This window comes from Bacillus sp. NMCC46 (genome assembly GCF_002998465.1).
Lineage (GTDB): Bacteria > Bacillota > Bacilli > Bacillales > Bacillaceae > Bacillus.
This window is the reverse complement of record NZ_PVQZ01000003.1, coordinates 306,208-319,704: the sequence shown is the minus strand read 5'-3', so window position 1 is coordinate 319,704 and position 13,497 is coordinate 306,208. Positions and strand designations below refer to the sequence as shown.

Annotated in this window: 13 protein-coding genes; 2 read left to right on the top strand and 11 right to left on the bottom strand. The window is 42.2% G+C overall.

Going from position 1 to position 13,497, the window contains the following annotated elements; all coding sequences use genetic code 11:
- Positions 1–11: 11 nt before the first annotated feature.
- The 6 genes from C6Y01_RS11150 to C6Y01_RS11125 all read right to left on the bottom strand — a co-directional run bounded on the left by C6Y01_RS11150 (position 12) and on the right by C6Y01_RS11125 (position 5,837).
- Positions 12–1,049 carry a FecCD family ABC transporter permease gene (locus C6Y01_RS11150; protein WP_034659892.1) on the bottom strand — a complete coding sequence of 346 codons (1,038 nt, stop codon included), beginning with the start codon at positions 1,047–1,049 and terminating at the stop codon, positions 12–14.
- On the bottom strand, positions 1,042–2,058 hold the full coding sequence (locus C6Y01_RS11145; RefSeq protein WP_060597251.1) for a FecCD family ABC transporter permease: 1,017 nt from the start codon (positions 2,056–2,058) through the stop codon (positions 1,042–1,044). Before C6Y01_RS11145 ends, C6Y01_RS11150 begins: the two co-directional genes overlap by 8 nt.
- 70 nt (positions 2,059–2,128) lie before the next feature.
- Positions 2,129–3,085 carry an ABC transporter substrate-binding protein gene (locus C6Y01_RS11140; RefSeq protein WP_106038207.1) on the bottom strand — a complete coding sequence of 319 codons (957 nt, stop codon included), beginning with the start codon at positions 3,083–3,085 and terminating at the stop codon, positions 2,129–2,131.
- A 296-nt stretch (positions 3,086–3,381) separates the two neighbouring features.
- On the bottom strand, positions 3,382–3,810 hold the full coding sequence (psiE, locus tag C6Y01_RS11135; RefSeq protein WP_034659895.1) for a phosphate-starvation-inducible protein PsiE: 429 nt from the start codon (positions 3,808–3,810) through the stop codon (positions 3,382–3,384).
- Between the two features lie 37 nt (positions 3,811–3,847).
- Complete coding sequence (locus C6Y01_RS11130) at positions 3,848–5,155, bottom strand: HAMP domain-containing sensor histidine kinase (protein ID WP_095285809.1); 1,308 nt, start codon at positions 5,153–5,155, stop codon at positions 3,848–3,850.
- Entirely contained in the window at positions 5,142–5,837 is a 696-nt protein-coding gene (locus C6Y01_RS11125) for a response regulator transcription factor (protein ID WP_034659899.1), read from the bottom strand. The genes C6Y01_RS11130 and C6Y01_RS11125 overlap by 14 nt, the downstream gene beginning before the upstream one ends.
- 252 nt (positions 5,838–6,089) lie before the next feature.
- Between C6Y01_RS11125 and C6Y01_RS11120 the strand changes: the two genes are divergently transcribed.
- Complete coding sequence (locus C6Y01_RS11120) at positions 6,090–7,295, top strand: DUF418 domain-containing protein (RefSeq protein WP_106038206.1); 1,206 nt, start codon at positions 6,090–6,092, stop codon at positions 7,293–7,295.
- Positions 7,296–7,366: 71 nt separating this feature from the next.
- On the opposite strand, the gene C6Y01_RS11115 is transcribed toward C6Y01_RS11120, so the two are convergent.
- Positions 7,367–8,299, bottom strand: a complete 933-nt coding sequence (locus C6Y01_RS11115; protein WP_106038244.1) for a helix-turn-helix transcriptional regulator — start codon at positions 8,297–8,299, stop codon at positions 7,367–7,369.
- An 83-nt stretch (positions 8,300–8,382) separates the two neighbouring features.
- On the opposite strand from C6Y01_RS11115, the gene C6Y01_RS11110 reads away from it, so the two are divergent.
- A complete protein-coding gene (locus C6Y01_RS11110; RefSeq protein WP_106038205.1) occupies positions 8,383–9,033 on the top strand; it encodes an FMN-dependent NADH-azoreductase in 651 nt (216 codons plus the stop codon).
- Between the two features lie 64 nt (positions 9,034–9,097).
- On the opposite strand, the gene sufB is transcribed toward C6Y01_RS11110, so the two are convergent.
- The 4 genes from sufB to sufD are packed head-to-tail and all read right to left on the bottom strand — an operon-like array spanning position 9,098 to position 13,482.
- The gene (sufB, locus tag C6Y01_RS11105; RefSeq protein ID WP_034659904.1) at positions 9,098–10,495 is read right to left on the bottom strand and encodes a Fe-S cluster assembly protein SufB; all 1,398 of its coding nucleotides are present in this window, start codon (positions 10,493–10,495) and stop codon (positions 9,098–9,100) included.
- Between the two features lie 17 nt (positions 10,496–10,512).
- Positions 10,513–10,959: a Fe-S cluster assembly sulfur transfer protein SufU gene (gene sufU / locus C6Y01_RS11100; RefSeq protein WP_008347017.1), complete on the bottom strand. Its 447-nt coding sequence runs from the start codon at positions 10,957–10,959 to the stop codon at positions 10,513–10,515.
- The gene (locus C6Y01_RS11095; RefSeq protein WP_106038204.1) at positions 10,949–12,169 is read right to left on the bottom strand and encodes a cysteine desulfurase; all 1,221 of its coding nucleotides are present in this window, start codon (positions 12,167–12,169) and stop codon (positions 10,949–10,951) included. The genes sufU and C6Y01_RS11095 overlap by 11 nt, the downstream gene beginning before the upstream one ends.
- Entirely contained in the window at positions 12,169–13,482 is a 1,314-nt protein-coding gene (sufD, locus tag C6Y01_RS11090) for a Fe-S cluster assembly protein SufD (RefSeq protein ID WP_106038203.1), read from the bottom strand. Before sufD ends, C6Y01_RS11095 begins: the two co-directional genes overlap by 1 nt.
- Positions 13,483–13,497: the final 15 nt, after the last annotated feature.

Genomic DNA, 13,497 nt, shown 5'->3' with positions numbered 1-13,497 from the left:
CCATCTTTCGTTTATCGATTTCGCTGCTGGTATAACAAATAAATAAAGAACGGTGCACCAATTGCAGCCGTGAATACACCTGCTGGTACATCTAACGGTAGAAAAGCCGTTCTAGCTACTAAATCTGCCAGCATCACGAGAATACTCCCAACAAGCGCAGATGCCGGCACCAGCGCAATGAAGGAGCGGCCGATGATCATCCGTGCGACATGCGGCGCCATCAGTCCAACAAATTCAATGCCGCCTGCAAAGGCAACAGCAATCCCCGCCAATGTCACACTCATCAGCAGAAAGAATAACCGTTTTGCCTGCACTTTTACCCCGAGACCTGTTGCGAGATCATCTCCAAGCTCCTTCACATTCATCGTTCTTGCTAACACCATGACAATCGGTAAAATGATCATGACCCAAGGAAGCATCGACGTGACGTCCTTCATCGTAGAACCATATAAACTGCCCGTCAGCCAAATATATGACTTTGTCGTCGTCATCGTATCACTAAGAACAAGAGTAAACGTCACACACGCCTTCATAATGGCAGAAATCCCAATTCCCATTAAGACAAGTGTGATCGGCTTGACTCCTTTTTTCCATGAAAGCAAATAAATCAGGCACGATACGGCAAAAGCCCCTGCAATCGCCCATAAGGATTGATACGCAATAGGCACAGTGCCCATCCAAAAGACAATAAACATAATCGCCCCAAACGAAGCACCACTCGTAATCCCAATGATGTCAGGCGATGCAAGCGGATTGCGGATTAATCCTTGCAAAATAAGCCCTGATACCGCAAGCGCGGCCCCCACTAAGACAGCCAGCAGTGTTCTTGGAATCCTCAGCGTATTGAGCACAAAGGTGTTTCCCTCTCCCTGACCGATTAAATGAAGCAGCACATCCATCGGCTGAATAAACCGGCTGCCCATACAGAGACTGAGAATAAATAATCCAAAAGCAACGGCCGTCAATAAAAGTAAAATCAAAAACGTCCGCTTTGAAAATTGAAATGAAATGCGTCCGCCCTTTGAACGCACTGTATATGTTTTAGCCACCTGTCTTCAACCCCTTGCGCACGAGATAAACAAATAGAGGCGCTCCTGCTACCGCCGTCATGACACCAATCGGCACTTCCTGCGGCATGATCAGAAAACGAGCCGCAAGGTCTGCGACAAGTAAAAGCGACGCCCCCACAACGGCACAATACGGAAGTACCCAGCGGTGGTCAGGTCCGACAAGCTTTTTCACAATATGCGGCACTAGAAAACCAACAAAACCAATCGATCCTGCAACAGCGACGGAACCACCCGCTAAAAAGACGACGAGAACTCCCATCGTGATTTTCAGCACCAGCGTACGCTGGCCAAGTCCCTTCGCAATATCATCTCCTGACAAAAGGACATTGATGGAGCGTCCAAGAAGCAGCGCCACAACTGTTGCCCCTAAAATATAAGGCAAAACAGGCAGCAGCATATCAATGCTTCTTCCAGACACTGAACCCGCCATCCAGAACAGGATGCTTTGAATCGACTGTTCATTCACGATTAAAAGACCTTGTGTAAAGGACGCAAACAGTGCAGATATCGCCGCACCTGCAAGGACAATTTTGACCGGTGTCAATCCATCTCTTCCAATGGAGCCCAAGAGAAAAACGAGCATCCCTGCAATCGCAGCACCTAAAAAGGCTGTCCACATATAGCCTGTTAATGACTCTGTTGAAAAGAAAACAATCGAAATGACGATAAAAAATAGTCCACCTGCATTAATGCCTAACAAATCTGGCGCCGCAAGCGGATTTCTTGTTAATGCCTGCATCAGTGCGCCTGAAATGGCTAGACTTGATCCAACAACCGTTGCGATTAAAGCTCTTGATAATCTGGATGTCATGACAATGACACTGTTTGGATCCGATTCATCAAAATGAAGAAACGCATGGATGGTGGCTTTGAGGGAAATCGAGGTTTGCCCAAGAGAAATGCTGAGCATAAAAAAGACCAACATCAATACGACGAATCCAGCAAACAGCAGCGCCTTGCTCGAATCCTTTTTTAATAAACTTCTCATCTGATTCCCGCTTTCAATCTGTTATGGAAAAAGGAGAAAATGGTTTTTCACATTTTCTCCTCTGCTATCCTTATTTATCAATTCCGAGACGATCATAAATATCATCAAGCATCATGTTTGCAGCAGTGATACCGCCTGCCATGTTCCAAGTGATTTCATCAACTTTATGCACTTGTTTCGCTTTCACTGCGTCAAGCTGCTTCCATAAAGGATGACTTGTCCACTCTTTATATGCTTTTTCAACCGCTTTATCCTGATCATCCATGAAGTAATAGATCACATCTGCATCCATTTGTGGAATGCTCTCTTTGTCTGTAAGTGTAATGATGTCTTGCTTTTTATCTTTGACATTCTTAGGTCCTTCAAAGCCTAGCTCTGTTAAAATCGACCCTGCGAATCCAGTTTGATAGATTCTAGCATGATCTGCACGGAAGTTCACCACAGACACACTCATTGGCCAGTTTTTGATGTCTTTTTTCGCTTTTTCTTTGAAGTCAGCGACGCGGTCATCCCACTTCGTCAGCAATTCTTTTGATTTGTCTTGCTGATTTAACGCTTCACCCATTAATTTCACTGTATCTTTAAATGTGAACACTGTTTCTGTTGCAACAGTTGGAGCGATTTCTTGCAGCTGATCAAAAATTTGCTCGTGGCGGATTTTTGATGCAATGATCAAATCTGGGTTAAGCTTTTCAATTTCCTCTAAGTTTGGCTGTGTTTCCTGCCCAACAATTTTAACATCCTTTAAGTCATCTCTTAAATATTTATACGTAGGTGCTTCAAGCCATGATTCAACAACACCCACTGGTTTAATGCCCATAGCGACTGCTGCATCGGTTGCTCCTTGGTACAGCGTCACAATGCGCTTTGGTTTATCCTTAATATTGTCAGTTGAACCGATAGCGCTTTCAACGGTTCTTGTTTTTTCTTTACTAGCTGACTTGCCTTCACTGTTATTGTTCCCGCAAGCTGCAAGTAAAACGATGGAGAGCACAACTAGCAACGACCAAAAAGATTTTTTGAACATGTACCTCACCTATCCATTCTATATGTAGTCATATCGTTTGATAACGATTCTCATTATCACACTATGATTTTATCATAGAAAGGGATGGTGTCAATGTAAATTTTTAAGAAAAGAGGGAGAGTGTTGACTAGTTGTTCTCATTATGGGAATGATTGGCCTCTCTTCGTTCCTCTGGATAATCATTTACATTGAATTCCTTTTTCGTACTCTACTCCATTAATGACGACTTATTGTTCATAATCAGACTTTCTCTATCAACCTAAAAAAGACGAACAGCAATCGTTCGTCTTCTTCCCTCACTTCACTTCTTCATGCTCCTGCGCGGTATGTCGTTTATTGGCGATAAAGAGTGCACAAGTCATCGCAAGAATGGCCAGCGCCCACCAGAACGTCGATACAGCCTCTTCATGATCGATGATAATCAATCGGATGACAGCTGTGATGCCGATATAAATAAAGTAGCGAAGCGGAAAATGAAAGTTTGATTTAAAGTATTTAATAATTAAGGCTATAAACTCAAAATACATAAAGAAGATCAGCAGTTCTCCAAGCATCCCATAATAGCTTTCTCCTTTGTTAAACAAAGTCTTGTAGACGAATTGGACAATATACCAAGTTTCACTAATTAAGAGGACGCTTAAAGCAATGGCTAGAAAGAACAGACAGATATTCAGAAGGCCTTGCAAGAGATCGGGTACCTTTTGGAAGTTGTTGAATCGTTTCATTGGGTAGTCTCTCCATTCCATATTATTCATTTGTGGTCTATATTTTGATGTGCCAGAATCGCAGCACGATGTAGTATACAGCGTTCCTTTCCATCCTTTCAAACTGCCCGTGCATGCGGGACATCATTCGTTTTATGCTTCGTTCACCAAGTCTAGTGCTTTCCTGCGTGTCATCTGTCTCTTTTATCGCATTGCTGACGTGAATCTCAAAGATTTCTTGATCGGATAAAAACGTGAGATTGATGTCTTTTTTGGGATCGGCGTATTTAAGTAAGTTGGACATCAAATTATCAAACACTCGGCCAAGCTCCTCGACATTCACGTTGATATAGCTGTCGGGCAGCTCTCCTAACAGGTGTACTTTGAATTTCTCTTGATGCAAGATCGCCACCTGATCTGATAAGAGATCGTAAATGACCTCTTTGACTGCAACGGTCTCAAGCTCAGGTTCATGTTCTTTATCAAGTAGAAAATAGGCAAACAGATTATCAGACAGATTTTTCAATTGCAGTGCTTTCTCATAAGCACTTGCTATATATTGATCTTTGCGGGTATCCGCTCCAGCCTCCTCTTTTTTCGCAAACTCCAAATTCATCATCAGCGACGTCAGCGGTGTCCTCATATCGTGTGACATTTCAGTAACCAGACTGCGGCTCTCTTCTTGCAGCTCGTCGATGGCTTGAAGCTTGTCCAGAAAAGCTTTTCGCAGATCCTCAATACTTTTGGCAATCATGGCTAATTCATCGTGCCCTTTCACCGTCATCTCATGGTCCAGCTCACCGCCTTCAAGAATATGAATCTCTTGGTGAATCGTTTGCAGATAGCATAAACTTTTACGGATGCCAAGAAGAACAATGATGAGAAAAATAAGCGTCGCCCCGAGCAGCTCGAGTGTAAAGGCAAGATCGTGATAACGAAATGAATAGAAACCATCCACCATGACCCGGCCTTTACCGTCGCTAAACTGAACCGGATACGAATGATGCTCAGCGTACTGGGTCACCTTTTCTTTTCCGTACGCCGATTCATCAGCAGCGGAATAGATGGAGTCATATTGAAGCACTTCATCCTTGAAGATGGTCAAATTAATGTAATCCTCTTTTTTCACCCACTCACCAAACGCTTTTCGATCTGTTGAAGACAGCTCATTCTCAGACACATAGCGGCTGAATTTTTGAATATACCTGGCTGACTCCTCCTCGTAATACTCGTCCGAACTCAAGTATCCATCAATCAGGTCATTGGTGATCTTTTGCAGCGTCAAAAAGACAAGTCCGCTCACGACCGCAGCTGTCAAAATCAGCAGTGCCAGCTTTTTGGCTAGTGTATATTTACGATGTGCCAAATCGGTATCCTCTTCCCCATTCCGTTTTGATATATACAGGGCGAGCTGGATCATCTTCAATTTTGGCACGCAGCTTTCGAATATGCACCATCACCGTATTGTTGGAACAATAGAAATAAGGCTGTCCCCACACGCTCTCATAAATATTTTGGGCTGAAAAGATTTTGTTTCGCCTGCTCATGAGCAGCTTCAACATTCGATATTCTAAATCAGACAGCTTGATTTGCTGACTTTCTTTCCACACTTCATTAAATTCTTCGCTCACCCTCAGCTTGCCCCCAACAAGAAAAGTTTCTTCCTGCTCCTTCTTTTCCTGATAGACGGTATACCTGCGTAATTGTGCAATGACTCTAGCATGGAGCTCCTCTTCTGAAAAAGGTTTTGTCATATAATCATCCCCGCCGGCAAGTAAGCCTTCGGTTTTATCGAATGTACTTGATTTGGCTGTCAGAAATAGAATCGGGACGTTAGAAGACGCTCTCATCTGCTGGCACGTTTCGATACCTGATATACCTGGCATCATCACATCCAAAATCACCAAATCGAGCGAATCGTTCACAAGCTTCAATGCTTGCTCGCCATTCATCGCTCTCAGCACCTCATATCCAGCACGTGTAAGGGATTCCTGCAAAAGGTCTCCAATATCCTGATCATCTTCTACGACTAATATTCGATGGTTCATATCTCTCTCACCTCATGATACGTGATGTACTTTCTTTTATGTCTTTACTATATATCATCTAGCTATGTGAAAAGATACAGCATAAATCTTAACAGTTTATGAATTTGACCCTCTGCCATCAATTCGTCACATTTATTTTCAAAAAATTGGATCTTCATAAATTGTTAAGAATTGGGACGTATATTGATTCATTGTAAGGATCGATGAATTGATCCGAATGACATTTATCATAACAAGAAAAGGAGCATGGATATGAATGCAAACAAAGTAGCACACGGACAACCGATGAGTCTGCGGGATCGGGTTCATTTCTTAGACATCGTACGGGGATTTGCCTTAATGGGGATTATTCTGGTCAATTACTTTTTGATCGTGGATTCGGCGAAGGGGTTCGATATGGAAGCAAATGATGTTTTTCACAACTTGGTGAATTGGTTTGCCTCAGGGAAATTCATTACGCTGTTTTCCTTCCTATTCGGGGTTGGTTTTATGATTTTTATGGATCGAGCTGCTCAGAAGGTGGACAGCCCAAACAAGCTGTTTGCACGCAGGTTAACCATTCTCTTAGGAATTGGCCTTCTGCATGTCACCTTTGTTTGGATTGGTGATATTTTAACCCATTATGCTGCCGCTGGCTTTTTGTTATTTTTCTTTTACAAACGTAGAGCTAAAACCATTCTATACTGGCTGATCACACTTTTTGTCATACAATTGCTCACTCCTTTTTTCGCGATGCTGTTCAATACCATTAACACAGTATCATCAGGCAAGCCGGTTTTTGCTGACTTCGAGCTGGCCAGCCACAACAGCCTGACTTATCTAGCATCTATTGGTGACCGGTGGGCAGATTTGGCCACAATGGCTTCTGGTTCATTTTCTATCATCTATTCTATGTTCCTCATGTTTTTGCTTGGTGTGTATTTTGTGAAAATGGAGTTTTTCAAAAACATGGAGGCGAAAAAAGCGATTTGGAATCGCATTTGGATCATTTTCACTATCGCGTTTATGATTACACAGAGCAGTACGATCATAGCAGCGGTCAATCCTGTTGAAAATACACTGTGGATGGACATGGCCTCTGCCCTTGAACAAAACGGTGGATTAACGGGCAGTATGTTCTATATGAGTACACTTGCGATGCTGTTTCTGCATGTTCCTCAGCTGCGAGGTGCTTTGATGATCTTTACCAAAGTCGGACGGATGTCACTGACCTGTTATTTGCTTCACTCCATCATTGGGACAATGCTGTTTCTGAAATATGGAGCTGGGCTTGCCGATCATCTTCAGCCGGCTGGTACGTTCTTCATGGCTATTGGCGTGTATGCCTTCCTTGTGCTTTTCAGTACATTATGGTTAAAACGGTTTAAGTATGGACCGATGGAGTTTATTTGGCGTCAGCTGACGTATGGGAAGGTTCATGATAAACCGAAAACCAACACATTCCATGCGGCGAAGTAACTCACCGTGATAAAAACAGATAAGAAAAAGGCGAACTGTAGTGGTTCGCCTTTTCTGAAGTCTTTTATGGTTCAATACTGGTCGACCATTTCTTGCAATTGATTCAGATAACTTTCTTTTAATTCATCAGGGTATTCAATTTTCACATGTTTCCCAAATGAGATCAAATAGTGAGTCATATACGATAATTCTTCTTGGTTGTATCCACCCACAATATAAGGAGTATTCTCAATGATCTCCAATCTCATATTTGGGTAATGATTCTTCAAAAACTTTTCTTTTCCTTGTTCCGTTAATCGACATTTAAATGAGATATCATGATAAGTTTTTTCGTACTCGAGCTGCAGTTCTTTTAATTCTTCCTTCGTAAAGGTGTCTCTGATTTCTTCTTCAATCATCACGTCCTTCATAAAGTCACATCTATAGATGCCCCACTTTTTATTTCGAACATCATATGCTTTGGTGAACCAAATCCCATTTCGATAAAACAACTCAAGAAATTGCAGCCTGATCCTTTTATTTTCATTTTGAGTGTAAGTCATCTTCACGATTCGATCTTCCATCAGGGCCTGTAAAATCAATTCCAAATGATTTTGTTCACTAACTGGTGCGACATTATAGTAATGAATCACATCCAAAGTCTCTGAGATCATTTGTTTTCTCTCATCAGACATTGTGGCAAACAGCTTTTGCCGAATTTGTGAGTAGGATTTTTTAAATGGTGTTGCTGACACCAGGTCTAGCGCTTTAAGCGCGAAAAAAATAGCTTGAACTTCATCTATATTGAAATAAATAGGAACCATTGGAGATTGTTTCACCAGTCGATATCCTCCATGTCTTCCATTTTCAACATAAAAAGCTAAGCCCATGGACTCTAGCTCTTCCATATCTCTCAAAGCCGTACGTTTAGATATGCCAAATTCAGTTTCTAAATCTTTTAATTGAAATGAGTATTTATCACTTAAAAAAATGAGCTCTTGGTTTAATCGTTCTGATTTTTTCATTTGACTTTCCTTTTGAAAAGAGTGACATGTTTTGTCACCTTTATATTTTATACTCAGTTTATCAAAAGAAAAGGAGCATGTATATGCAAACATTAATCATTAACGCGCACCCTGATTTCACTCATCGAGAAAGTTATTCAAACAAACTGCAAACACTATTTTTAGAACAGTTTAAAGAAAGGTTTCCTCATGAGGAACCAACGATTTTACATTTATATGGAACTGAAATTCCTCGTATCGAAAAAGAACAGCTGCTACGTATTTGGGATAAGCAAGCATCTGAACAAACATTAACAGCTACGGAAGAAAAAATTGCTGCTGCTGCTTCTGCTTTATTGGCTCAATTCAAAGCACATCATCGAATTGTGATTGTGTCACCTGTTCATAATTTCAATGTGACTTCACGAATGAAAGATTATATAGATAATATTTTTATTGCTAGAGAAACGTTTAAATATACAGAAGATGGTTCAGTTGGTCTGATGACTGACGATTATCGTGTACTTTTGCTTCAAGCAAGCGGCTCAATTTTCACAAATAACGATCGATATACACCTCTGGAATTTTCACATTACTACCTAAAAGAAATATTCCAAAACTTGATGGGCTTTCAACAATTTCATATTGTCCGAGCACAAGGAACAGCGATTTTAGAGGAAGAAACGATCTTGACATCTGCAGCTGACGATTTGTCTAAAGCCTTTGATGCGTTTTACTCACCTAGCGGGATGTAAGTTCTGTTTTTTCAAAAACAAAAAGACCAAAAACGTTTGATATCACGTTTTTGGTCTTTTATTATTAACCGATAGAACCTTCCATTTCAAACTTAATCAAGCGGTTCATTTCAACGGCGTATTCCATTGGCAGTTCTTTTGTGAATGGCTCGATGAAGCCCATGACGATCATTTCTGTTGCTTCTTCTTCAGAAATTCCGCGGCTCATCAAGTAGAATAGCTGTTCTTCTGATACTTTTGATACCTTCGCTTCGTGCTCTAATGAAATGTTGTCGTTTAAGATTTCATTGTAAGGGATCGTATCAGATGTTGATTTGTTATCCATGATGAGTGTGTCACACTCGATGTTTGAGCGTGCACCCTCTGCTTTACGTCCGAAGTGAACGATTCCGCGGTATGTGACTTTACCGCCTTGTTTGGAAATCGATTTCGATACGATCGTTGAAGATGTGTTTGGTGCAAGGTGAATCATTTTCGCACCTGCATCTTGGTGCTGACCTTTACCTGCTAGGGCAATACTTAATGTCATACCTCGAGCACCTTCACCTTTTAGGATGACCGCTGGGTATTTCATTGTCAGCTTAGAACCGATGTTTCCATCAATCCATTCCATTGTCGCATTTTCTTCACATACTGTACGTTTCGTCACAAGGTTGAAGACGTTGTTTGCCCAGTTTTGAATCGTTGTATAACGGCAGTAGCCGCCCTTTTTAACGACGATTTCAACAACCGCACTGTGAAGTGAGTTTGTTGTGTAAACTGGTGCTGTACAGCCTTCTACGTAATGCACATGTGCGCCTTCATCAACAATGATCAGTGTACGCTCGAACTGACCCATGTTCTCAGAGTTGATACGGAAGTATGCTTGAAGTGGTGTATCTACTTTTACGCCCTTTGGTACGTAGATAAATGAACCACCAGACCATACAGCCGAGTTAAGCGCAGCAAATTTGTTGTCAGTCGGAGGAATGACTTTTGCCCAGTGCTCACGGAAGATGTCTTCGTTCTCTTTTAATGCGCTGTCTGTATCTTTAAACACAATTCCTAGATCTTCAAGGTCCTGCTTCATATTGTGATACACAACTTCAGATTCATACTGAGCAGATACACCTGCTAAATACTTTTGCTCTGCTTCTGGGATACCAAGCTTATCAAAGGTTTGTTTGATTTCTTCTGGTACTTCATCCCAAGAACGCTCAGAGCGCTCTGATGGCTTTACGTAGTACGTAATTTCATCAAAGTTTAATGCATTTAAATCTCCGCCCCATTGTGGCATCGGCATGTTGTAAAAGTGCTCAAGAGATTTCAAACGGAAGTCGAGCATCCACTGAGGCTCTTCTTTCATACGAGAAATTTCTTCAACGATCTCTTTTGTCAGTCCGCGCTCTGAACGGAAAATGGAAACGTCTTTATCAGAAAAGCCGTATTTATATTCACCAACATCTGGCATTTTTTTAGCCATCCATTTTCACTCCAATCTTATGATTTGCCGTTATCTTCGGCAGATGCGCCTTTTTCAAGCGCCTTCCAGGATAATGTTGCACATTTGATGCGGGCTGGGAATTTTGCCACTCCCTGCAGCGCCTCAATGTCACCAAGATCAATGGAATCGTCGTATTCTTTTCCTAGCATCATATCGGAGAAAATCTGAGACATTTTCAAAGCTGTTTCAATATCTTTCCCTTTAATTGCCTGCGTCATCATAGAGGCAGATGCCATCGAAATAGAGCATCCTTCTCCTTCAAATTTCGCATCAATGACTTTTTCGTCTTCGATTTTCATCGTGAGACGAATGCGGTCACCACACGTTGGGTTGTTCATATCGACGACAATGCTGTCGTTTAACACACCTTTGTTTCTCGGATTTTTATAATGATCCATAATCACTTGTCTGTACAGTGTGTCTAAGTTTACATTAAAAGACATTCGTAAAATACTCCTTTGTCTTACGGAGCGCTGCGATGAGCTCGTCAATCTCTTCTTCTGTATTGTACAGATAGAAGCTTGCTCTTGCAGTTGCTGATACACCAAGCCATTTGATGAGCGGCTGTGCACAGTGGTGTCCAGCACGAATGGCGACACCTTCCGTATCCAGAACAGTTGACGCATCATGTGGATGGACGTCGTCTAAGTTAAACGTCACAAGTCCAGCTCGGTGCTGCGGTCCATAAACAGTCGCACCATCAAATTCCTTAAAGCGCTCAAGCGCATAAGTGGCAAGCTGATGCTCGTAACGGCTGACTTCTTCCATACCAATGTCATTTAAGAAATCAATCGCTTTTCCTAGTCCAACTGCTCCGGCAATAATCGGTGTTCCCGCTTCAAATTTCCACGGCAGCTCTTTCCAAGTAGAATCATACAGATCCACAAAGTCGATCATTTCACCGCCAAACTCAGCAGGCTCCATATTATTCAAAAGGTCCTTCTTCCCGTAAAGTACACCGATGCCAGTCGGTCCACACATTTTATGCCCAGAGAATGCGAAAAAGTCACAATCTAGATCCTGAACATCAATTTGCATGTGCGGCGTGCTTTGCGCACCATCGACGACAATGATTGCCCCATGATCGTGGGCAATTTTGGCGATTTCTTTAATCGGGTTGATGGTTCCTAATACGTTTGAGACGTGTGTGACAGCGACGATTTTCGTTTGATGTGTGACCGTTTGCTTCACATCTACAAGCGATAGCGTGCCGTCTTCCTGTAACGGAATGTATTTCAATGTGGCGCCAGTTGCTTTTGCTGCTTGCTGCCAAGGGATGATATTCGCATGATGCTCCATGTGCGTAATGACAATCTCATCGCCTTCTTTGAGGTTTGCTCTTGCATAGCTGATCGCCACTGTATTCAGTGCGGTTGTTGTGCCTCTAGTAAAAATAATCTCCTGGACAGATGAAGCACGGATGAATGCACGAACTTTCTCTCTCGCACCCTCGTATGCGTCCGTTGCTTTTGTGCCAAGGGTATGAACACCCCTGTGGACGTTCGAGTTGTAAGACCGGTAATACTCATTCATTGCATCAATGACCACTCTTGGTTTTTGAGAAGTCGCTGCACTGTCCAAATACACCAAATCATGTCCGTTCACTTGCTGATGAAGGATTGGAAACTGCTCACGAACGTCTTTGATATTCATTATTTTACTTTCCTTTCAATCACAGAAACGAGCTGCTTTTTAACTCCTTCAATCGGCAGTTCTTTGACGACTGGATTTAAGAAGCCATAAATCACAAGTCTTTCTGCATCTTCTTTGGATATCCCGCGGCTCATGAGGTAATACAATTGAATTGGATCGACACGTCCAACAGAAGCAGCATGCCCTGCTGTGACATCATCTTCATCAATTAATAGAATTGGGTTTGCGTCACCGCGTGCTTTCTCACTCAGCATGAGAACTCGTGATTCCTGCTCTGCATTTGACTTCGTTGCACCATGCTCGATTTTACCAATTCCGTTAAAGATAGAGGATGCTTGATCCTTCATCACACCATGCTTCAAGATATACCCTTCAGAGTTTTTACCGAAGTGGATGATGCTTGTTGTAAAGTTTTCTGTTTGATTGCCCCGGCCGACAACAACTGATTTTGTATCACCGAATGTACCGTCGCCCATGAGCTTTGTGATGTTTTCAGACACGACGTCTCCATCATTCATCAGGCCAAGCGCCCATTCGATTTTACTGTCACGGCCATTTGCCATACCGCGTCTGTTCACATAGACTGTGACACCTTCTGCAAGGTTATCTACTGCACCGTAAGTGACGCGGGCATTAGCTCCCGTGAACACTTCAGACACGATATTGAAGATCGCTTCTTCCGGCTTTGCCGTACTGATGTAGTTTTCTACATATGTCACAGCACTATGGTCGTCTGCTACGACGATGACATGGTTGAACAAAGTCGTGTCGTCATTTTCATGCAGGTAGACGGCTTGAATTGGTGCTTCAAGTTCTACATTTTTCGGTACATAGAGGAAAGCTCCGCCATTGACTAAAGCAGCATGTAAAGCTGTTAGTTTATGCTCATCTACTTTTACTGCATCTGTCATGAAGTATTTCTGCACTATATCTCCATGTTCGCGAAGCGCTGTATGAAGGTCAGTGAAGATCACGCCTTTGTCTTTCGCTTCCGTTGAAAGAGACAAGTATGCTGGCGTTTGATCACGCTGAATGTAGACTGTCTTATCCGTGTCCTCTAAATCAATGAGAGATTTCACTTCTTCAGGAAGCTCTTCTAATGATCCAAATGGCGCACTTTCGACTGTATGCTGTTTGAAATTGGTTAAATTCCATTTAGAAATATTCGTTTTGTCAGGCTTTGGCATTGGAAGGTCTTCTGCTTTTTCAAGAGCCTGTAAGCGAAGGGAGCTCATCCATGCCGGTTCCTGATGCTTCTCGGAGAAGCTTTTGACATAATCTTGATCTACTGATAATTTCGTTTCTAATGTCATCAATAATCCTCCTAA

What these genes read in the sequence shown, in the direction of transcription:
- C6Y01_RS11115 (WP_106038244.1), bottom strand. Translation starts at nt 8,299, where the DNA reads ATGAAAAAATCAGAACGATTAAACCAAGAGCTCATTTTTTTAAGTGAT.
- C6Y01_RS11095 (WP_106038204.1), bottom strand. Translation starts at nt 12,169, where the DNA reads ATGAATATCAAAGACGTTCGTGAGCAGTTTCCAATCCTTCATCAGCAA.
- psiE (WP_034659895.1), bottom strand. Translation starts at nt 3,810, where the DNA reads ATGAAACGATTCAACAACTTCCAAAAGGTACCCGATCTCTTGCAAGGC.
- C6Y01_RS11125 (WP_034659899.1), bottom strand. Translation starts at nt 5,837, where the DNA reads ATGAACCATCGAATATTAGTCGTAGAAGATGATCAGGATATTGGAGAC.
- sufU (WP_008347017.1), bottom strand. Translation starts at nt 10,959, where the DNA reads ATGTCTTTTAATGTAAACTTAGACACACTGTACAGACAAGTGATTATG.
- C6Y01_RS11145 (WP_060597251.1), bottom strand. Translation starts at nt 2,058, where the DNA reads ATGAGAAGTTTATTAAAAAAGGATTCGAGCAAGGCGCTGCTGTTTGCT.
- sufB (WP_034659904.1), bottom strand. Translation starts at nt 10,495, where the DNA reads ATGGCTAAAAAAATGCCAGATGTTGGTGAATATAAATACGGCTTTTCT.
- C6Y01_RS11120 (WP_106038206.1), top strand. Translation starts at nt 6,090, where the DNA reads ATGAATGCAAACAAAGTAGCACACGGACAACCGATGAGTCTGCGGGAT.
- C6Y01_RS11110 (WP_106038205.1), top strand. Translation starts at nt 8,383, where the DNA reads ATGCAAACATTAATCATTAACGCGCACCCTGATTTCACTCATCGAGAA.
- C6Y01_RS11140 (WP_106038207.1), bottom strand. Translation starts at nt 3,085, where the DNA reads ATGTTCAAAAAATCTTTTTGGTCGTTGCTAGTTGTGCTCTCCATCGTT.
- sufD (WP_106038203.1), bottom strand. Translation starts at nt 13,482, where the DNA reads ATGACATTAGAAACGAAATTATCAGTAGATCAAGATTATGTCAAAAGC.